9 protein-coding genes are annotated in these 23,062 nt (G+C 32.1%); 8 read left to right on the top strand and 1 reads right to left on the bottom strand.

The genetic code is table 11. From position 1 onward, the window contains the following. Window positions 1-241 precede the first annotated feature (241 nt). The 5 genes from M2214_RS15855 (at window position 242) to M2214_RS15835 (ending at window position 12,070) form a co-directional block, all read left to right on the top strand. On the top strand, window positions 242-1,603 hold the full coding sequence (locus M2214_RS15855) for a S41 family peptidase (RefSeq protein ID WP_248480963.1): 1,362 nt from the start codon (window positions 242-244) through the stop codon (window positions 1,601-1,603). A gap of 161 nt (window positions 1,604-1,764) precedes the next feature. After that, window positions 1,765-3,360: a CTP synthase gene (locus M2214_RS15850; RefSeq protein WP_248480961.1), complete on the top strand. Its 1,596-nt coding sequence runs from the start codon at window positions 1,765-1,767 to the stop codon at window positions 3,358-3,360. A gap of 893 nt (window positions 3,361-4,253) precedes the next feature. Beyond that, on the top strand, window positions 4,254-7,901 hold the full coding sequence (locus M2214_RS15845; RefSeq protein ID WP_248480959.1) for an S-layer homology domain-containing protein: 3,648 nt from the start codon (window positions 4,254-4,256) through the stop codon (window positions 7,899-7,901). 196 nt (window positions 7,902-8,097) lie between these two features. Then, window positions 8,098-11,376: a preprotein translocase subunit SecA gene (gene secA, locus M2214_RS15840; protein ID WP_248480957.1), complete on the top strand. Its 3,279-nt coding sequence runs from the start codon at window positions 8,098-8,100 to the stop codon at window positions 11,374-11,376. A gap of 22 nt (window positions 11,377-11,398) precedes the next feature. Next, window positions 11,399-12,070 carry a DUF6042 family protein gene (locus M2214_RS15835; protein WP_248480955.1) on the top strand — a complete coding sequence of 224 codons (672 nt, stop codon included), beginning with the start codon at window positions 11,399-11,401 and terminating at the stop codon, window positions 12,068-12,070. Between the two features lie 539 nt (window positions 12,071-12,609). On the opposite strand, the gene M2214_RS15830 is transcribed toward M2214_RS15835, so the two are convergent. Further along, window positions 12,610-15,606 carry an S-layer homology domain-containing protein gene (locus M2214_RS15830; RefSeq protein ID WP_248480953.1) on the bottom strand — a complete coding sequence of 999 codons (2,997 nt, stop codon included), beginning with the start codon at window positions 15,604-15,606 and terminating at the stop codon, window positions 12,610-12,612. A 363-nt stretch (window positions 15,607-15,969) separates the two neighbouring features. Here M2214_RS15830 and M2214_RS15825 point away from each other — a divergent pair, with 363 nt between their 5' ends. The 3 genes from M2214_RS15825 to M2214_RS15815 all read left to right on the top strand — a co-directional run bounded on the left by M2214_RS15825 (window position 15,970) and on the right by M2214_RS15815 (window position 22,975). Continuing rightward, window positions 15,970-17,664 carry a phospho-sugar mutase gene (locus tag M2214_RS15825; RefSeq protein ID WP_248480951.1) on the top strand — a complete coding sequence of 565 codons (1,695 nt, stop codon included), beginning with the start codon at window positions 15,970-15,972 and terminating at the stop codon, window positions 17,662-17,664. Window positions 17,665-17,875: 211 nt separating this feature from the next. Beyond that, on the top strand, window positions 17,876-20,344 hold the full coding sequence (locus M2214_RS15820) for an S-layer homology domain-containing protein (RefSeq protein WP_248480949.1): 2,469 nt from the start codon (window positions 17,876-17,878) through the stop codon (window positions 20,342-20,344). Between the two features lie 219 nt (window positions 20,345-20,563). Further along, a complete protein-coding gene (locus M2214_RS15815; protein ID WP_248480941.1) occupies window positions 20,564-22,975 on the top strand; it encodes an S-layer homology domain-containing protein in 2,412 nt (803 codons plus the stop codon). Window positions 22,976-23,062: the final 87 nt, after the last annotated feature.

Genomic DNA, 23,062 nt, shown 5'->3' with positions numbered 1-23,062 from the left:
CACCTTATTAAATATCCTAAAACTTCTGGAACTCCCTGCGGTCAGACACAGGAGTTTTTTAACGTATATTTAAACGGTGTAATCTAAGTTTTATAGAAAAATATTAACAAAAAAGTAGTTAACATTTAAATAAGTACCATTTTTAATTTGTGTTTAAGCGTAAATTATAGTTATTAAAATGCCACTACTTAGTTAATCGATATTAGTTAAATGTTTTGTAAAAATAGAAGAGGGTGAGAATGTGAAGAAGACGGGTAGATTTTTATGTAGTTTGGTAACTGTAATGATTTTGATTACAAACATTGCATTTGCTGATGATTTTGTTAAGAATGAGGAGTTCTTCAATGCTGTTAAGAAGTACATAATGAACAATTATGCAGGCGAGGTTACAGAAGATGAACTGTATGATTCAGCTATTAAAGGTATGTTTGAAAAGTTAGATAAGCATAGTATTTATATGGACAAGGAGACTAATGAGAGCTTTACTGAGTCTGTTAATGGAAAAATGTATGGAATAGGTGCTTTAATAAATGTTAAAGATGGTAAACTTAATATTGTAGAGCCAATAGAAGATTCTCCTGCTCAAAAGGCTGGTATTATGCCTGGTGATACTATAGTTGGTATAGAAGATGAAAGACTTGGAGAAATTAAGGATCTTAAAGAGGTTATCAATAAAATAAAGGGAGATAAGGGAACTAATGTTAACCTTACTATATCTAGAAATGGCAAGGAATTTAAAGTTGATATAAAAAGAGATGAGATAAAAATAAAATCTGTTAAGTATAGAGTAATAGAAGGAGATGTTGGGTATATTAAGATATCTCAGTTTACAACTGATGTAGAAGATGAAGTACAAGCTGCTGTTGATGAACTTAAGAAGCAAGGGATCAATAAAGCTGTACTTGATTTAAGGGGAAACCCAGGTGGAAGTTTATCTGCTGTAGTTGAAGTATCTAAACACTTCGTACCTAAAGGTAAGGTTGTTATAGTACGTGATGCAAAAGACAAGGTAATCAACCATTATTCAAAAGGTGAGGTTGCGTTTGATAAATTAGCTGTTTTAGTAGATGAAAATTCAGCATCAGCATCTGAGCTATTATCTGGTGCTATACAGGACACTAAGTCTGGAACTTTAATAGGGAAGACTACATATGGGAAGGGAACTGTTCAAACTATTCTTCCTTTAAAGAATGGAGAAGGGATTAAGCTTACAATAGCAAAGTACTATCTTCCGTCTGACAGAAGTATAGATGGTACTGGAGTTACTCCTGATATAGACTGTGATAGATATGATATAGATGCCGATAAGCTTATGGAGCTTGATAAAAATACAAAGTTATCTAAAGGAGATGCTGGTCTTGAGGTATTAGCTGTTCAGGAAAGGCTTGAGGCCATGGGATATGATATAACTGATCCTAAGGGAGTATATCAAGACTCTACATTTAAGGCTGTAGAGAAGTTTCAACAAGATACTGGTATTTATCCATATGGAGCAGCAGATTTAACAACACTAAGTAAAATCAATGAAGAATTTGTAAAATATATGCTTTCTGACAAAATGGACAAACAATTAAAAAAATCTATTGAAATATTAAAAAAGTGATGATACAATAGAGTAGTTGTTTAAAAAAAAGAAAATTTAAAAGCCTGACCCTAAAAGGGTGGTTTCTAATACATGGTAGGTCGCCCTTTCCTAGGGCGACCTACCCTTTTTTTAAGGAAAAAATTAAAATTTAAATAAATATAAATACAAGGAGGAACACAATGGCAACTAAGTATATATTCGTAACTGGTGGGGTTGTATCTTCATTAGGTAAAGGAATAACAGCAGCTTCACTTGGAAGACTTTTAAAATCTAGAGGACTTAATGTAACAATTCAAAAGTTTGACCCGTACATCAACATAGACCCAGGAACTATGTCACCTTACCAACATGGAGAGGTATTCGTAACTGAAGATGGAGCAGAGACAGATCTTGACCTTGGACACTATGAGAGATTCGTAGATATTAACTTAGGTAAGCACTCAAGTGTTACAACAGGAAAGATATACTGGTCAGTTCTTAACAAGGAAAGAAGAGGAGATTATCTTGGAGCTACAGTTCAAGTTATACCTCATATAACTAATGCAATAAAAGATAGAGCATATAAAGTAGGAAAAGAATCAAATGTAGATGTAGTTATAACTGAAATCGGAGGAACAGTAGGAGATATAGAGTCACTTCCATTCCTTGAAGCTATAAGACAAGTTAAGTACGATGCAGGTGAAGAAAATGTTATGTATATCCATGTAACACTAATTCCTTATCTTGCTAAATCAGGAGAGTTAAAGACTAAGCCTACACAACACTCAGTTAAAGAACTTAGAAGTATAGGTATTCAACCAGATCTATTAGTATGTAGATCAGAAAAACCTATATCACAAGATATGAAGGAGAAGATAGGATTATTCTGTAACGTAAAGCCAGATCACGTTATTCAAAACTTAGATGCCGAGACTTTATACAGCATTCCTTTAATGCTTAAAGAAGAAGGACTGGATCAACTAGTAGTAGACAAGCTTAAGCTTGATGCTAAAGATCATGACCTTACTAATTGGATTGAAATAGTTGAGAAAGAAAAGCAGCTTAAAAAGACTGTTAAAATAGCTTTAGTAGGTAAGTATGTAGAACTTCAAGATGCATATATATCAGTAGCTGAATCTTTAAAGCATGCAGGAATACACAATGATGCTAAGATTGATATAGACTGGGTAAATGCTGAAGATGTAACTGTTGATAATGCAGCTGAGTTATTTAAGAATACTGACGGAATATTAGTTCCAGGAGGATTCGGAGATAGAGGAGTAGAAGGAAAGATAGCTGCTGCTAAATATGCTAGAGAGAACAAGGTTCCTTTCTTTGGAATATGTCTTGGAATGCAACTGTCAGTAGTAGACTTTGCAAGACATGTTGCAGGTTTAGATGGAGCTCATTCATCAGAGCTTAACCCAGAAACTAAATATCCAGTTATAGCTTTAATGGAAGATCAAGAGGATATCGAGGATATGGGTGGAACAATGAGACTTGGAGTTTACCCATGTAAGATATACAAAGGAACTAAAGCTCATGAAGCTTATGGAGAAGATTTAGTGTATGAAAGACATAGACATAGATATGAGTTCAACAATGAGTACAGAGAATTATTAACTAAAGCAGGACTTATAATATCAGGAATATCTCCAGATGAGAGATTAGTTGAAATAGTAGAGCATAAAGATCACCCTTGGTTTGTTGCTGGACAATTCCATCCAGAATTCAAATCAAGACCAACAAGACCACATCCGTTATTTAGAGAATTTATAAAGGCTGCTGCAAAGTAGATATATTTAAGAGCTATATAGTAGAAAGTACTTTCTACTATATAGCTCTTTTTTTATTCATAAATTTAGATAAGTACTTAAGTGAAAAATGGAGGCAATTAAAATACCGCTACTTAGTCAACATTTTTGAGCAACGGAATTCATTAGAATTCGTTGGCGACATGAGTGTAAGCGAATTTTATACAACTAAAGATTATACCTTATAAGATATCCTAAAACTTCTTAAACTCCCTACGGTCAGACAAAGAAGTTTATTAACGTATATCTTAACGGCATAATTTAAGTTGTATGGAAAAATGTTAACCAAAAAGTATCTAACATTTTAATTACCTCAATTTTTTAGTTTGGTGGTTAATATCTGAAATCGCGTTTTAAAAAAGTTCTACAGACATACACGTAATTTTTTAATGAATTATTTAAGTTATAAAAACTAGACTGTAAAAATTAACCTTATGCCATGGTTATTAGAATTTAAGTTATATTTATACATAAAAGAAAGAATATTGAATAATGAGTTTAAAAAATAAGCGAATAAAATATGATAAATTTTCCAAGGAATAATTATCCTGAAAACTACTAATTGCAACCTATATAAGAAAAATATAACAAATATATTACAAAACAATTCTATTTTGTAATATATTTGTAATGGATTTTTTTCATGAATTAACATATAATTACTTTTGTAGGATCATAAGAAAATTTATCCATGTAAAATACAGACAAATATCTATAATATTACAAAAAAGTTGCCAATTATTACAAAAACATTACAAAGCAGCTTTCATTATTGACTGGAAAAATTTACAGTGGTATAATTTTCATGAATAATAAAGTAAAACCATTTTATAAAATAAATGGGTATTTACATAAATTAAGGGAGGAATTATAGGATGAAGAATACTAAAAAAGTTCTTTCAGTAGCTTTAGCTGGTGCTTTAGCATTCGGATCTATGGGATCTGCATTTGCAATGGACGCTAAGTTAACTGAAGGTATAGATAATCAAGACGTAGTAAAAGCTATTGAGAAATTAAATGCTTTCGATATAGTTAATGGTATGGAAGATGGAAAGTACCATGCAGAAATGGAATTAACAAGAGCTCAATTCTCTAAAATGTTAGTTGAAGCTTTAGGACTTGGATCAGCTGCTAAAAACAGCACTCACAAGCCAGCTTTCAACGATGTTGATGCATCTTGCCAATGGGCTTGGGGATACATTAATGTAGCTCAAGGACAAGGAATATTATCTGGATACCCAGATGGAACTTTCAAGCCATCTGCAAAAGTATCTTATGCTGAAGCATTAACTATGCTTGTTAGATCTTTAGGATACAAAGATGAGTTCTTAGCAGGATCTTGGCCAGGAAACTACATGGCAAAAGCTGCTGAAGTAGATGTAACTGACGGAGTTGAAGTTGAAGGAACTTCTGTAAACAGAGGAGCTGCTGCATTACTATTAAGCAATACTTTAGATGCTAATATAATAAAGCAAGCAACTTACGGAGATGAAGATAACTGGATAGTTGACGAAAATAAAACTTTAATCGAAGATAAATTAGATGTTGAGAAGTATGAAGATGCTCAAGTTATAGCTATACCAAGAGTAGACGGATCAATAGACAAAGATCAAATAAAGATAGCTTACAAAGATGATGATAATAAAGATAGAGAAAAAACTATAGATGTAGATTTAGAAAAAGTATCTATAGACAATTTACTTGGAGAAGGATTAAATGTATACTATGACACTACAGATAAAGAAGTAGTATTCGTAGAAGATGCTGATAAAGACTTCAAAACTTACTATGATGTAATAGATGAAGACGAAACAGTAGACGAAGATGAGTTCACTATAATCAATGCTGACAAAGAAGTTAATGTTGATGAAGATGTAGTGTACTATATAGACAATAAAGAAGTAAATCAAAAAGAATTTACAGAGCAAGCTAAAAAAGGAAACTTATTCGTTAAAGCTGTTGCTAATGAAAAAGGAAACATAGCTATAGTAGATGCTCAAGAGTGGGAAAAAGATGCTATTGTAGCAGTTAAAGCTGATGAAGACAAATTAACTTACTTTGATGCAGATGAAGACACTAGAGAAATAAAAGCTAAAGACTATGATAAAGTTGTAGTTATGGACGCTGCTGGAAATGTAATGAAGTTAGAAGACATCAAAGCAAATGATGTTGTATATGTAAATGATAAAGATTTAGATGGAGACGACTTAGAATTAGCTGCTGATAAAGATGAAGTTCTTCAATTAGTAGTTGTAAGAAATGCTGTTGAAGGTGCAGGAGAATCTTGGAATTCTTCAGAATTTGAAATAGCTAATAAAGATTATGATGTAGCTAAAAATGCAACTGTATCTGTAAATGAAAACAAAGATGTTGACTTATATGGAAGCTCAAGCAGCGAGTTAAATGATATAACTGGTGAAGATGCTAAAGTATTAGCATTATTAGACTTAGTAGGAGATATAAGACATATAACAACTGATGTTAAATCTTCTTCAGATGATTTATATGGGATAATCACAGGAACAGATAAGAGATATTCAGATGTAACTGTAAAAGTTCTTAACCCAGAAGGTAAAGAAGTAGAGTATGAATTAGATGTAGATACTGATGACTTTACAGCATATACAGATGCAGATGATGTAGCTGATCATGGTAAGAATGACATGATTAAATATACAGTAGACAAAGATGGAAAAATAGATACAATAGAAAAAATAAAATCAGTAGATGACACTGGTGTTATACCAACAGGAAAAGCAGGAACTGGTAAAGAGATAACTGAAAGTAGTATCGTTTTAGCAGATGGAACTCATATAGTATCTGACGATGTAGTAGTATTTGACTATACTGCAGCATATGAGTCAGGAAAAATCGGAGATGCAGATGATGCTGAAATAGTTAAGTGGGCAGACTTAGAAGATAAGACTGTTGCATCTAATACAGAGGTAGTTTATGCTAAGAATGATGATGGAGAAATTGAAGCTTTATTCTTCGTTAAAGATTTTGACTTAGTTGAAGATGATACATTAATGGGATATGTATTAAAGATCAACACTAAAGATGGAGATGAGTATGCTGAAATAATGCTTCCTGGAGCAACTGAAACTAAGAGATATGAATTAGATTCTGCATTTGATACAACAGGTAGCAATGCTAATATAGCTGAAGATACAGTTGTAAAATTCGTAGAGACTTCTAATGGAAAGATTAAGCCAGCTACAAGCTCTGATGTTGTTAAGTACACAGGAAAAGTAATGGATCTTTCAGGAAAGACTTTAGTAGTTCAAACTGATGCTAGTAGCTCAAGCTCAAAAGTTACTTTAAGATTAGCTTCAGATGCTCTTTACTATGAGACAGATGATGTTATGTCATACAGTGACTTAGATGAAAATGATTATGTGACTGTAGTTGCTGATAGAGGAATCGTTGAAGTAGTTAAGTTATATGATACAGATATGAAGAGCTTAGATGATGAAGCTGATAAGTTCTTAGATGAAGCAGGAGATAGTAGTGCAGATAGAACGGCTTGGTTAGGATTAAATGCTGATGATAATGATTCTACTCCAACTCCATCAGAAGACGGTAAGGTTACTTACATTAATGCTGATGGTAACATGATTGTAGGTGAAGACACTTATGAAATTGGTGCGACTACAATTCTTAAAGATGAAACTGGAAAAGTTATTGCAGTAGGTAAATCATCAATAGATAGTGCATTATCTGTAAATGATACAGTTAAAGATATAGTAGTAGAAAACGGAGTAGTTAAGACATTCGTAAGAGTTTCTACAGATGCTGAAATAGCAAATAAAGTAATAGCTTTAATTCATGATTTACCAGCAGCAGGTGCTGTAGCGGTAGCAGATAAAGCTGATATAGAAGCAGCAAGAGCAGCTTATGATGCATTAACAACTGCTCAAAAAGCTTTAGTTGATGCAGATGCAACAGATAATAATACTAGATTAGCTACACTTGAAGCTGAATTAGCAAGTCTTACAGTAGTAGAAGATGTAAAAGCATTAATAGCAGCATTACCAGCTTCAGCTGATGTAACAGTAGCTCACAAAGCACAAATTGAAGCAGCAAGAGCAGCTTTTGCTCCATTAACAGCAGCACAAAAAACAGCTGTAGGAGATATAACTAAATTAACTGATGCAGAAACAGCATTAGCAGATTTAGAAGCAGCATCAGCAGATGAAACAGATGTAGCAGATGCAAAAGCAGCTTTAACAACACTTGTAGTAACAAATGCTGATCAAGCAGCACCTAGTATAGCAGTACCAACTACTGCAAATGGAGTATCATATTCATTCGCAGCACCTGCTAACTTTAATGGAAATGATGATGTAACAACTCCAGGAGATGCAACTGATGCAGATCCAGTTGTTATAACAAGAGATGCTAGCACATTATTTACATTTGAAATCGAAGTAACATTTACAAAGAATGCAGCTACTGATACTAAAGTATTCGTAGTAACAGTTCCAACAGGAACAGATGCTGTAACAGTATCAGCAAAATAATTAAAGTAAATCATTGAGAATTTAGTTCTCAAATAAACAAAGACTCCGTAGGACTTGGGAGAAATCCCAAGTCCAAGGGGTCTTTTTTATTACATTTATTTTACATTATTACCAATCAACTTCCCATTTTCCCAAAATAATGATAAAATGGTACTTGTGAAATAATACCATAAAGCTTTACATGGGAGGAAATTATATGGCAGATCTTTTTGGGGGGATTCTTAATTCTCACGACAAAAAAATAAAACAATTAGAAAAAAGAGCTAATAAGATAATAAGTTTAGAAGATAAATATAAAGACTTATCTGATGATGAGTTAAGACTTAAGACTATAGAGTTTAAAAATAGAATACAAAGTGGAAGTACTCTTGATAGTATATTAGATGAAGCTTTTGCTGTTGTTAGAGAAGCTTCTTTTAGAGTGCTTAAAATGAAGCATTATCCTGTTCAGATAATGGGAGGAATTGTTCTTCATGAAGGTTGTGTATCTGAGATGAAGACGGGTGAAGGTAAGACTTTAGTAGCAACTTTGCCAGCTTATCTTAATGCACTTACTGGAGAAGGTGTATTCGTTATAACTGTCAATGACTATCTTGCTTCAAGAGATAGAGAAGAGATGGGTCAAATTCATGAGTTTTTAGGACTTTCTGTTGGACTTATCAAAAGAGGTATGATGCCAAAAGACAGAAAAGAAGCATATAAATGTGATGTTATATATGGAACTAATAGTGAATTTGGATTTGATTATTTAAGAGATAATATGGCTACTGTTAAAGAACAAGTAGTTCAAACTAGAAGAAATTTTGCTATAATAGATGAGGTGGATTCTATACTTATAGATGAGGCTAGAACACCACTTATTATAAGTGGTGAATCTTATAGACCTTCTGAATACTATATAACTGTTGATAGATTCGTAAAATCTCTTAAGAAAGAGGATTATGAGAAGGATAATGAAAGAAGAACTATCAACTTATCAGAATCAGGAGTTGATAAGGCTGAGAAGATTTTTAGTCTTAAGAACTTTGCTGATACTAACAATACAGAGCTTATACATCATATAAGACAGAGTCTTTATGCTACTCATATGTTTACTAAAGATAAGGATTATGTTATTAAAGATGGAGAGATTGTTCTTGTAGATAGATTTACAGGAAGATTAATGCCTGGAAGAACTCTTTCTAATGGTCTTCATCAAGCTATAGAAGCGAAAGAGAATGTAGAGATATCTAAAGAGAACAGAACTATGGGTATGATAACTTATCAGAACTATTTTAAGATGTTTAAGAAGATTTCTGGTATGACTGGAACTGCTTACACAGATAGAAAAGAGTTAAAGTCTACTTATGGAATAGATGTAATGTGTATTCCTACTAATAAACCTATCAAAAGAGTTGATAACAATGATTTAGTATTCGTTACTAAGAATGCAAAGTTAAATGCTATATTTAAAGAAATAGAGAAAAGACATGCAACAGGTCAACCTATACTTATAGGTACTACATATATAGATGAATCAGAGGAACTTAGTAAGCTCCTTAAGAAGAAAAACATTAAGCATAATATTCTTAATGCTAAGCAAGATGAAGGCGAGGCAGAAATTATAGGTAATGCTGGTCAAATGAGAGCTATAACTATAGCTACTAACATGGCTGGTCGTGGTACTGATATTAAGTTAGGTGAAGGCGTAGCTGATATTGGTGGATTATTTGTTCTTGGAACTGAAAGACATGATTCAAGAAGAATAGACAACCAGTTAAGAGGTCGTTCTGGCCGTCAAGGAGATATGGGAGAATCACAATTCTATATATCCCTTGAAGATAGCTTATTTGATAAAGTTAAGCCAGAAGTTATGGATAACATAAGAAAGCTTGTAGAGAAGCTTGGTCTTAAAGAAGATGAAGCTATACAAGATAAGCTAGTTTCTCAAGCAATAGCAGGGGTTCAAACTACTGTTGAGAATATGACATATAATATAAGAAAGTCTACTCTTGAGTTTGACCAAATACTTAATAAGCAAAGAGAGACTATATATAATGAAAGAAACAAGATTTTAAATGGCGAAGATATGAGTGATTTTGTTAAGGATATATTAAAGGATGTAATTACTGATTTAGTAGAGTCTCATACATCTATGAGTCCATATCCTGAAGAATGGGATCTTAAAGGGATACAAGATTACTTAAATGATCAATTATATTTTGATAATAAGATCAACTTTGATGATTTAACTGAACAAGAAATAGAAGATCTAAATAAAGAAGAGATAATAAATGATATTATAGAAGAAGCTTATAAGACTTATGAAGCTAAAGAAGAGATAATGGGAAGTACTCAACTTAGATACATAGAAAGACTTACTCTTATGAAGTCTATTGATGAGAAGTGGGTAGACCATTTAGATATAGTTGAACAGATAAGACAAGGTATTAACTTCCAATATATAGGTGGACAAAGCCCTGTCAGAATATTTAACCAAGAAGCATTTAAGATGTTTGATGAAATGCTAAGTGAAGTTAAAAAACTTACTGTTAAATCTTTATTCGTACTTACTGGTCTTAAGACTCAAATGGATAAAGAAGAAGAGATAAGAGAAGAAGAAAAAAGTGTTAAAATAGGCGAGTTAGAGGATAGATATAAGATAAATAGAAAGCATTTACCTAGAATACCTGCTAATCAGCCAAAATTAAGCTTTAATGTTGATATAAATGCTACACAAGATATAGCAGCAGATGTTATACTATGTTATATGGATAATGGTTTTGAAGAAAAACTTGAGGACTATGGAAAGAATGTTATAATCAATGGAGTAGTAAAAGTTGATTTTGATAAATATGAAAATAGAGATTGGAATATAGGATGGCATCAAGTTAAGGTTATTGTATCTGGTCAAGAAGCTATGCGTATAGATTTCTTAGTTACAGAGCCTGAATATATAGATGATAAGAATATGTTTAATGATATAAGATTTTTCTCTAATAAGTTATCTGATCTTAACTTTGAATTTAATGTTCCTGGATACAAGGAAGATAAGTTATCTTGTTCTTTAGTGTATAATAGAGATAAAAGAACTAAGATGTCTTTTGATGCTGCTGTTAAAGATGAAACTGTAAAGATAAAATTACCTAGACCATCTAATGGATGGAGAAATGGATTCCATGAGCTTATATTAGGGCTAGGAGAAAATAGTGTATTACCATTTGTTATAGTTGATTCTTATAGTGAACTTCAAGATAAGATAGATGTTCATTTTGATTTTGAAATAGGTGAAGATGAAGAGGCATTGATGAATGCTCAACTTATTAATATAGATGAAAAAGAAGTAATAGATAATATACAGATGAAGATAAATAAATCTGGAAGAGTTAAAGTTACTTTTGAGAAGAAAAAAGATAAGTGGTCAAAAGGAAAATACGAGTTCAGATTGTTTGCAATGAATCAAGTAGTATTAACAAAACATTTTATAATAGATTAGAAGAGATGGAAGGAGTTACAACATGAGGTCTAAAAAAGTAGTGAATTTAACGAAGGAAATAGAGTCTAAATTTTGGTTTAGATATTTGCCAGAGACAACTTATAAAACTTATTTAATGATGGCTCATTTAAAGATGAAAGGCTTAGAGGGCGAAGAAGGAACTAACAAATTATTAACTACACTTTTTGCTATAGAAAGTGAAACTGGAAAGTTAAAAGAAGAAAAAGAGAGAGTAATTAATAAGTTAGGAATCAAATATCCTACTAATAGAGTTGAGGATTTAGACATACTAGTTAAATACAATCTTGTTAAAGCAGTAAAAAATGAGAATGATGAATTAATATATCAATATAATTTCCCAATTCCAAACCCAGAAGAAGTTCTTAATTTAGATGAAGAAGAAAAAACTATATTACAAAACATAAGATTTGAAATCAAGCATCAAAATGCTTTTAATAATATATTAACTTTACTTATCAACAACAATGGTAACTTACTTACATCACTTGAGTACATATATGATACAACTAAGGTTAAACTTGCTGATATAAAGGATGTATTAGCTTACTTAGTGGATGAAGGATCTATAAATGTAAAAGCTGATAAAGAAGTTAAGAGCCTTAGAAAAGCTGATAAGGTTTATGTAAGTATAAATAAAGAGGTATTTGAGCAAAAGAGATTTGTTATATCTTAATATATAAAAAAACTGCACTCAATTGAGTGCAGTTTTTTATATTTGAGTAAAGGATGTGTGCAGACTAGTAGGTGAAAGTATCATATAGAGCTTGGTAGTGATAACCATTAGCTTAAGATAATGGTGCTACTGAGAAGTGAAATTTGAAGTAAGCTATCAAATCCGAAACAAAATATTTGACAAGTTGAGATACGATTTTATCTTTTGCATGTGCTTAGGATTTTTTATTGGTTCTACTTCATGAACTTTAGGAATCCTCCTCCTGCTGGTTAAATCTATTTTCACTTAGTTGCATATCCTTTCAATTTTGTTGACTTAGTTTAACTAATTCTTATTAGTCAGCATTCAGTTTTTATTTTTCATTGACTTAGTTCTCTCTATGCGTTGGTTTCCCTGTGTTTTTACGCTATTTATTTTCGCTGACTTCTTTAAGAAGTTAGCGAAAATAAAGTAAAAAGAAAAAACCTAGGAAAGATTTTTCTCTCTTAGGCTAGTTCTAGTTAATAACATATGTTCAAAATTTGTATTGTTTCAGAGTTCTATGCATCAGCATCATCCAAGTCAGCCGTTGGTACTGATGCTAATACATCTGCTGTTGCTGCTGTTCTTACTAATAATGTGTGTGCTCCACTTAAGTCAAGTGTTGCTGTTCCATCTGCTAATTCTGCTGTTACTGCTGTCCATTCATTAGCATCTAATTTGTATTCCATTGCTGTTGTTGCACTTTGTAATTTTGCTGCTGCACTTTCTGCATCATCTACTGTTACAGATGGAGCATCTGCTTGTGCTACTATTGTTGCTACTAATTTGAAATTAGTTGTTTTATTTGATTGTCTTACATATACTTTTCCTTCAGCAAATATTACTACTGTATTTGTATCTGAAGCTGCTGTCCAAGTTCCATTAGTTCCATCAGTAGAATCTAAGCTGTATTCCATTTCGGTAGTTGTTCCTGTAATGTTTCCTGCTGCTACATCGATTCCTGCTCCATCTAAACTAATTGAATCTACTTCATCAGTATCATCCAAGTCAGCTGTTGGTACTGATGCTAATGCATCTGCTGTTGCTGCTGTTCTTACTAATAATGTGTGTGCTCCACTTAAGTCAAGTGTTGCTGTTCCATCTGCTAATTCTGATGTTACTGCTGTCCATTCATCAGCATCTAATTTGTATTCCATTGCTGTTGTTGCACTTTGTAATTTTGCTGCTGCACTTTCTGCATCATCTACTGTTACAGATGGAGCATCTGCTTGTGCTACTATTGTTGCTACTAATTTGAAATTAGTTGTTTTATTTGATTGTCTTACATATACTTTTCCTTCAGCAAATATTACTACTGTATTTGTATCTGAAGCTGCTGTCCAAGTTCCATTAGTTCCATCAGTAGAATCTAAGCTGTATTCCATTTCGGTAGTTGTTCCTGTAATGTTTCCTGCTGCTACATCGATTCCTGCTCCATCTAAACTAATTGAATCTACTTCATCAGTATCATCCAAGTCAGCTGTTGGTACTGATGCTAATGCATCTGCTGTTGCTGCTGTTCTTACTAATAATGTGTGTGCTCCACTTAAGTCAAGTGTTGCTGTTCCATCTGCTAATTCTGATGTTACTGCTGTCCATTCATCAGCATCTAATTTGTATTCCATTGCTGTTGTTGCACTTTGTAATTTTGCTGCTGCACTTTCTGCATCATCTACTGTTACAGATGGAGCATCTGCTTGTGCTACTATTGTTGCTACTAATTTGAAATTAGTTGTTTTATTTGATTGTCTTACATATACTTTTCCTTCAGAAAATGTTACTACTGTATTTGTATCTGAAGCTGATGTCCAAGTTCCATTAGTTCCATCAGTAGAATCTAAGCTGTACTCCATTTCGGTAGTTGTTCCTGTAATATTTCCTGCTGCTACATCGATTCCTGCTCCATTCAAATCAAGTTCGTAAACACCATTAATATTAACTGGATGTACCTGTGATATATTACCTGAATTATCACTAGCTACAACATATACTGTATATTCAGTATTTGCTGTTAATCCTGTTATATTAAAAGTAGCTTCTGTTCCTGATGATATAGATTTACTTCCTTTTAATGTTACCATAGTATTATTGTTACTATCTTTTCCATATCTTACTTGTGTTTTACTTGGTGCAGCAGAGCCTTTTAGTAATACTACATAATATGCTGTTCCAGATTCATTTGATTTTAACTTCACATCTACGCTTGTAGCATTAACATTTGTACTAGATAATCCACTTACTGTTGGTGCTGTATTATCTGAATGTGAACTACTGCTTGATGACGAAGGCTTTCTAGTAGTGTAACTAGCTTTTGAGTTTTTATCTATTTTATCTATTTCGCAACCTCTATCTATATATATTCTTGCATCTTGTGCATATTTTGTTAACTCTAATTTTTTAATTTCTCCTTCATCTAGATAAATATCAGCATCATCTACATTTACCTGTACATCATCAAAGTCACCTCTGAATTTAACTCTATGATCATCTTCAATAACTACATGATCAAATCCTGATTTAGTTAATTTATCGCTTCCTGATGTATCTTCTTCGAGTATTGCTCCTGATTTTAATGTAACTGTATCTATAGATGTACGTCCTTGTGCAACTAATCTTACATCATCACCTTTTTTATCAACAACTACTTTTCCTAAATCACAATCTTCAAGATATATACTATTTTCTCCACCACCATATACATAGGTAGTTCCTTTTACTGTAACATCTTCAAAATATACTTCTCCATCTCCTACGTCTGATGATATAGTAAGATCTCCATCTATTGTTTTATTTTTTAGTTTATCTCCTTTATCATCTATTACTACATCGTCATCTTTGTCTTTTGATTTTTCATCGCTTTTAGAGCTGTGTTTACTAATTGAAGGTACATATCCTGATCCTTTGAATTTTTTATATATTACAGTGACAGCTTCTGCTCTAGTTATATATTTTTCTGGACCAAATGTTCCATCTGGATATCCACTCATATTTTTAGAATCTACTAATGCACCTATAGATTTTTTACTCCAATCTGCAATTTTATATGAATCTTTAAAGTTATTACATACATATGCCTTATTACTATTTTGTTTATTAAGTACTTTAGCCATAATTACAGCTACTTCTTGTCTTGTGATTTTATTATTAGGTCTCATAGTATTGTCTTCATATCCGGATATATATCCTTTTGCTTTTGCCTTTCTTAAATCTTCATAAAACCAATCTTGTGATGATACATCTTTGTAATCAATATTGTAAACCAACTTAAAATTAAAAGCTTTGTTTATTAATGATATAAACTCTGCTCTTGTAATATAGTTATCTGGTTTAAATGTACCATCACTATAACCGCTTACAATACCTTTGTTTACTAATGATTTGATTTGATTTGCTGCCCAGTGGTTATTGATATCTGAAAAATTAGCAGCAAAAGAAACTCCCATAGATCCGACTATCATAGATGTGGTTAATATGATAGCCATAGCACGTTTACTAATTCTCTTTAAAAGTCCCATGTTTACCTCTCCTTTATTCCATATTTTGTAAAAACGCCTTTCAAAAACTAATTATACAACATTATCCATATAATGGATATGGATTTATAAAATAAACTTATTAAATTAATAATGGTAATGAGCGTTTGAAAATTTAAAGTAAACGAAACAAAAATTGTGAAATTATAGAAAAGGTCTTAAAATATTACAAAGTTTATTTTATAATGAATAGGAAATTATATTCATTTAAAATTTTAAAAAGAAAATTTTTTTATTAATAAATATAAGCATAAAAAACGGATAAAAATAGTAAAATAATTTATTGGATTACATAATTATTATTTTGGATATAACTAATGTATAAGGAAATAAAGGGAGGTTATTATGGATTACTTAGAAATATATAAAGAATGGATTAACAATCCTTATTTTGAAGATGTTAAAGATGAGCTTTTGAGTATAAAAGATAATAAAGAAGAGATAGAGGATAGATTTTATAAGAACCTAGACTTTGGAACAGCAGGTCTTAGAGGTATAATAGGTGCTGGAACTAATAGGATGAACAAATACACTGTAAGACGTGCTACTTTTGCACTTAGCAATAAGATAATCAATGAAGGGAATAATTCAAAGAATAGAGGTGTTGTAATAGCACATGATAATAGACATAAGTCTAGAGAGTTTTGTATAGAAGCTGCTAAAACTTTGGCAGCTTGTGGTATAAAGGCTTACATATTTGATGATTTAAGAACTACACCTGAACTTTCTTTTGCTCTTAGACATTTAGATGCTATATCTGGTATTGTTATAACTGCAAGTCATAATCCACCAGAATATAATGGATACAAGGTATATTGGGAAGATGGTGCTCAGATACTTCCTGATGTCGCAAAAGAGATAATAGGGGAGGTTGAAAAGATAAATGACTACAGTACTATACCTAGTATAGATTATGATGAAGCTATAGATCAAAAGCTTATAATAGAGTTATCAGATGAAGTAGATACAGAGTTTATAGAAGCTGTTAAGAAACAATCTTTGAGATCAGATGTTATAGATAAAGTTTCTGATGATTTTAAGATAGTATTTACACCTCTTCATGGAACAGGGAATATACCTGTGAGAAGAGTATTAAAAGAGATCGGGTTTAAGAATGTGATGGTTGTTAAAGAGCAGGAAATGCCAGACCCAAATTTTAGTACAGTTGAGTATCCAAATCCAGAGGAGAAAGAAGCTTTAAAACTTGGGTTAGAGCTTGCTAAAAAAGAAAATGCGAATCTAGTTATAGGAACAGATCCTGACTGCGATAGAGTGGGAATAGCTGTTAAACATAATGGTGAATATGTATGTCTTAGTGGAAATGAAGTTGGAGCATTACTTACTAAGTACATTTTAGATAATTTAAGTAAAGATAATAAGCTGCTTGATGACAGTATAATTATAAATACTATAGTTACATCTGACCTTGGAGAAAAGATTGCTAAATCTTATGGTGTAGAGACTTTAAAGACATTAACTGGATTTAAGTTTATTGGAGAGAAGATAAAGGAGTTTGAACAAAATAAAGATAAAAACTTCGTGTTAGGATATGAGGAAAGCTATGGATACTTAGTTGGAACTCATGCAAGAGATAAGGATGCAGTTGTAGCATCTATGCTTATATGTGAAATGGCAGCATATTATTATTCTAAAGGCTTGAGCTTATGTGATGAATTAGAAGAGATATACAAGGAATACGGATATTATAAAGAAGGATTAAAGTCTATAACTTTAAAAGGAAAGTCTGGAAATGATAAAATACAGAATATAATAAAGTTCTTTAGAGAGAATAGTATGGACAGTATAGGTAACTTTAATATATCTGAAATAAAAGATTATCAAGATGGAATAGACAATTTACCGAAGTCTAATGTACTAAAGTATATATTAGACGATAATTTTTGGTTTACAATAAGACCTTCTGGAACTGAGCCTAAGATCAAGTTCTATTTTTCTGTTAATTCAAATTCAGAAAAAGATTCAAATGATAAGTTAAATAATTTAATTGAAATTATAATGGAAAAAATAGAGAGTATTTAGTTTGAATTTAATAGATTTGAAATTGTGGCAGATAAGTAAACTTATCTGCCATTTTGTTTTGTAATATTTTATTAAAACTACTGTAATATTACTGTAATTGTATTTGATAATTAAGGTATATATAATCAATCATAAAGTGAATGAACGGTAAGATATGATATAAAAATGCGGTAATTAGAAGATTATTAAAATTGAAAGGAGGAAAAGACATATGAAAAATAATAAAAAAATATTTACGTTAATATTAGTGTTATCTTTAGTATTCGGATCAATGGGATCAACTTTTGCAGCATCAGAAAAATATGCTGATAGAATAGATTACGAAATAGTAGTACAGAGATTATCAGCGCTTGATATATTAAAAGGATATGAAGATGGAACATTTAGACCAGATAGAACTATAACAAGAGCAGAACTTGCAGCAGTTGTAGTAAGAGCATTAGGACTTGAGAGTTCAGCCAAAGCTTCGATAGGAAATACTAATTTTAATGATGTTAATTCTAATCATTGGGCATCAGGATACATCAATATAGCATCAGCACTTAAAGTTATAAATGGTAGAGGAAACGGAATATTCGATCCAGAAGCACCAGTTAAGTATGAAGAAGCGGTAACTATGTTGGTAAGAACATTAGGGTATGAGCCAGCAGCACAAGCTAAAGGAGGATATCCTAATGGATACTTAATAGTAGCTGAACAAGAAGATATAACTGATGGTGTTAATGGGACAATAGGGATTGCAAATAAAAGAGGAACGGTATCTTTATTAGTAGATAATTCATTAGAAGTGCCTATGATGATTCAAATAGGATACGGAGATCAAGCTAGATTTGTAAAGTCAGGAACTTATGGTACTGATGTAGAAACTTTATTAACTGATAAATTAGATATTGAGTATAATGAAGGTATATTGAGTTTCGCTGACTCTCAAAAGGATAATAATAAAGTATCTGTAGCATCTAAAGAATTAGAGGTAAGAGAAGGATTCAATTTCGAGGGATTAAAAGGCGTTAAAGTTAAGGCGTACTTCAATGATGACAGCGAATTAGTATTTTATGAAGTAAAAGATGATGTATATGTAGATGCGATTGAAATAAATTCAGATGGCAGCGGCATAGAGGTTAAATTAGTAGGAATGGATAAGACTTATGATATTGCATATGATACTCGTATGGATTTATCAGGACTTACTGATGGACAAGAATTTGAGTACGCAAAAGTTATAATAGAAGACGGAAAGGTGGTAGCTCTTTATACTATAAATGCGTTTGATGGATATATTTTAGTAGAAGGCGTTTATGGAGATGTTATATATGGTCATGATGAAGAGTTAAAGTTAGATGATTATACTGTAATGAAGGATGGAGTAGAAATATCAGCTTCTAACATTAAAGAAATGGATATAGTATTCTTTAATTATGCTGAAAGTTTTGCAGATGTCTACACTAAGACTATAACTGGCAAGGTTGAAGATATATTAGAAGACCAATTTACAATAGATGGAGTAGAGTACAACTATGAAGGAGCATACTATTTAGATTCTAATTCAGAAAAGTCAAGAGTAGATTTAGTTAATAAGGTTCTTGATATGGAAGGTAAGGATACTACTATTCATATAAATAGACAAGGTGATGTTATACTCGTAGATGTTGATTTAGAAGAAATGAGTACAGTGGTTGGATTTTTAAAAGATGGAGCCGTCATATCGTACGAGAACAGAGGAAAAGAATACTATGCAGTAGATATAGTGAACAAAGATGGAAAAGAAGTAAGTTATGATGTGGAAGTGGGTTCTGATGTTGTATATGGATTAGATTTGGTAGATCCTACAACTAAAAAAGTATACTTCGATAAAGATTCAAATGGATCTTATGATGAGGGAGAAGAAATATCAGGGTTAGTAGAGCTTAAGATAGATGCATATGGAGAATTAGAAGAAATAGTAGTATTAAATCCAAAAGAAGTTAGTAATGTAAATGTTGACGATAGATATGCTGGAGGATATAAATTAGATGATTCAGCTCTAGTATTCAACATAGAAAAATACACTGATAACGTAGATAATATTAAGATAAGCACTTGGGGCAGCGTAGACTTTGATGAGGCTATAAGTGCTGTAGTATACGCCCCAGATGGAGTGGTAAAATACATGTTAGTTCAGGATGCAGATAAGCATACTGAAGATATTACTACAGAAAAAGCATTAGTAACAGAAGTTAAGAAAGTATCAGGAAAAAATGAATTAAGGCTCAAGGCTTATGTAGGTGGAGTAGAGAAGGTATTCTACACAGATACTAACGAAAAGTTAACTATAGAAGATATAGATAAAGACTCAGCAGCTGGACTTGATATGGACGATGCTAAAGGATTGGTAGGAAAAGTAGTACAGCTTGATATAGATGATGAGACTGGAAAAGTAGTTAATGAATCACCTATATCAGTAATAACTGGAATAACATTATCAGATGGAACTGTCAAAATATCTAAAAAAGAAATAAATTCAGGTGGCATAACGTATAGATTAGTTTCAGATGCTAAGGTATTTGAAGTAGATGGAACAGATATAGAAGTTATGTCAGTATCAGATATAGACTTTATGGGTTACAAAGTAACAGTAATAGAAGATGAAGCTGGAACAGCATTCGTTAAGTATGTAATATTAACTCCATCAGTTAAGTAATAAATAATTGTTAAAAAGAGACCTTTGGGTCTCTTTTTTGTTATATTAGCACCTATACTGTGTAATGTTTTATTAAAATTACTGTAATACTCCTGTAATTGTATTTGATAATTTATGAGTGTATAATGAATCTTGTAGCGAACGACAAAGTTCGACATGAAAAGGTGGTAATTAAAATCAAATTGAAAAATTATCAAAATTTGAGGAGGAAAAAGAGATATGAAGAACAATAAAAAAGTACTTTCTGTAGCATTAGCAGGAGCTTTAGCATTCGGATCAATGGGAGCGGCTTTTGCAGCAGTACCAGAAGATGTTAAGGGTACAGATTATGAAACAGCTGTAGAAAGATTAGCAGCACTTGATATATTAAAAGGATATGAAGATGGAACATTCAGACCAGATAGAACTATAACAAGAGCAGAATTTGCAACAGTTGTAGTAAGAGCGTTAGGACTTGAGAGTTCAGCGAAAGCTTCAATGGGAACTACAAGCTTTAACGATGTAGCTTCTAATCACTGGGCATCAGGATACATCAATATAGCATCAGGACTTAAGGTTGTAAATGGTAGAGGAGACGGAGTATTCGATCCAGAAGCACCAGTTAAGTATGAAGAAGCAGTAACTATGTTAGTAAGAGCATTAGGATATGAGCCAGCAGCAAAAGCTAAAGGTGGATACCCAAATGGATACTTAGTAGTAGCTGGACAAGAAGATATAACTGATGATGTAAACGGAGTTATAGGACTTGCAAGTGAAAGAGGAATAGTAGCTCAATTAGTAGATAACTCATTAGAAGTACCTATGATGGTTCAAGTAGGATACGGAGATGAAGCTAAATTTGTAAAGTCTGGAACTGATGGTACAGATAAAGAAACTTTATTAGTTGATAAATTAGATGTAGAGTACACTGAAGATGTATTAACTTTCACTGATTCTCAAAAAGATGATAACAAGGTATCTATAGGATCTAAAGAGTTAGAAGTAATGGAAGGATTCAACTTTGAAGGATTAAAAGATGTTAATGTTAAAGCATACTTCAATGATGATGATATATTAGTTTCATATGAAGCTCAAGATGATGTATATGTTGACGCTGTTGAAATAAATGTAGATGGTGACGATGTAGAAGTTAAATTAGTTGGAATGGATAAGACTTACAATGTAGCAGATGATACTCGTATGGATTTATCAGGACTTACTGATGGAGAAGAGTTTGAATATGCAAAAGTTATAATAGAAGATGGAAAGGTAGTAGCTCTTGATACAATAGCTTCATTTGATGGATATATCTTAGTAGAAGACGTTGATGGAGATGTTATATCTGGACATGAAGAAGAGCTAAACTTAGATGATTACACTGTAATGAAGGACGGAGTAGAAATATCAGCTTCTGATATTAAAGAAGGAGATGTAGTATTCTACAACGATTCTAAAGACTTCGCAGAAGTATACACTAAGACTATAACTGGTAAGGTTGAAGATGTATTAACTGATCAATTTACAATAGATGGAGTAGAGTACAACTACGAAGGAGCATTCTATTTAGATTCTGATTCAGAAAAATCAACTACAGATTTAGAAGATAAAGTTTCAGATATGGAAGATAAAGAAACTACTATCTATGTAAACAGACAAGGTGAAGTTGTACTTGTAGATGTTGATGAAGATGCAGAAGAAACAGGAACAGTAGTAGGATTATTAGATGGAAAGATTAAATCTTACTCAAACAGAGGAGAAACTTACTACGGAGTAGATGTAATCAACAAAGATGGTAAAGAAGTAAGCTACGATGCTGAGTTTGATGAAGATCTTATAGCTGGAGATGAAGACTTAGATGCTATATCAGGATTAGTAGAGCTTAAGATAGATGTAGATGGAAACTTAGAGGAAATAGTAGTATTAGATTCAAAAGATGTTGCTAATGTAGATGTTGATGATAACTATGCTGGTGGATTCAAATTAGATGATTCAGCTTTAGTATTCAACACAGAAAAATACACTGATGATGCAGAAGACATTAAGATAAGCGCTTGGGGAGATGTAGACTTTGATGAAGCGATAGCTGCTACAGTATACGCTGAAGATGGAGTAGTAAAATACATGGTAGTTCAAGATGCAGACAATGATGCAGAAGATGTTACTACAGAAAAAGCATTAGTAACAGAAGTTAAGAAAGTTTCAGGAAAAGACGAATTAAGAATCAAAGCTTATGTAGGTGGAGAAGAGAAAGTATTCTACACAGATACTAACGAGAAGTTAACTATAGAAGATATAGATAATGATTCAGCAACTGGACTTGATATGGACGATGCTAAAGCATTAGTAGGAAAGATAGTAGAGCTTGATATAGATGATGAGACTGGAAAAGTAGTTAATGAATCAGCAATAGCAGTAATAGATGGAACAACATTAGCTGATGGAACAGTTAAAGTATCTAAGAAAGAAATAGTATCAGGTGAAACAACTTACAGATTAATCTCAGATGCTAAGGTATTTGAAGTAGATGGAACAGATGTAGAAGTTATGTCAGTATCAGATATAGACTTCACTGATTACACAGTAACAGTAATAGAAGATGAAGCTGGAACAGCATTCGTTAAGTATGTAATATTAACTCCAGCATCTAAGTAATAGATGATTATTAAAAAGAGACCTTAGGGTCTCTTTTTTTTATCTTACTTACACTGTGTAACATTTTATTAACTGTACTGTAATACT

It is taken from the genome of Tepidibacter aestuarii (assembly GCF_934924865.1).
GTDB lineage: Bacteria > Bacillota > Clostridia > Peptostreptococcales > Peptostreptococcaceae > Tepidibacter_A > Tepidibacter_A aestuarii.
This window is presented reverse-complemented; position numbering and strand designations above follow the sequence as displayed.

Excerpts from the sequence above, each read along its gene's own strand:
- M2214_RS15825 (WP_248480951.1), top strand. The coding sequence starts at position 15,970 with ATGGATTACTTAGAAATATATAAAGAATGGATTAACAATCCTTATTTT.
- secA (WP_248480957.1), top strand. The coding sequence starts at position 8,098 with ATGGCAGATCTTTTTGGGGGGATTCTTAATTCTCACGACAAAAAAATA.
- M2214_RS15820 (WP_248480949.1), top strand. The coding sequence starts at position 17,876 with ATGAAAAATAATAAAAAAATATTTACGTTAATATTAGTGTTATCTTTA.
- M2214_RS15850 (WP_248480961.1), top strand. The coding sequence starts at position 1,765 with ATGGCAACTAAGTATATATTCGTAACTGGTGGGGTTGTATCTTCATTA.
- M2214_RS15830 (WP_248480953.1), bottom strand. The coding sequence starts at position 15,606 with ATGGGACTTTTAAAGAGAATTAGTAAACGTGCTATGGCTATCATATTA.
- M2214_RS15845 (WP_248480959.1), top strand. The coding sequence starts at position 4,254 with ATGAAGAATACTAAAAAAGTTCTTTCAGTAGCTTTAGCTGGTGCTTTA.
- M2214_RS15835 (WP_248480955.1), top strand. The coding sequence starts at position 11,399 with ATGAGGTCTAAAAAAGTAGTGAATTTAACGAAGGAAATAGAGTCTAAA.
- M2214_RS15815 (WP_248480941.1), top strand. The coding sequence starts at position 20,564 with ATGAAGAACAATAAAAAAGTACTTTCTGTAGCATTAGCAGGAGCTTTA.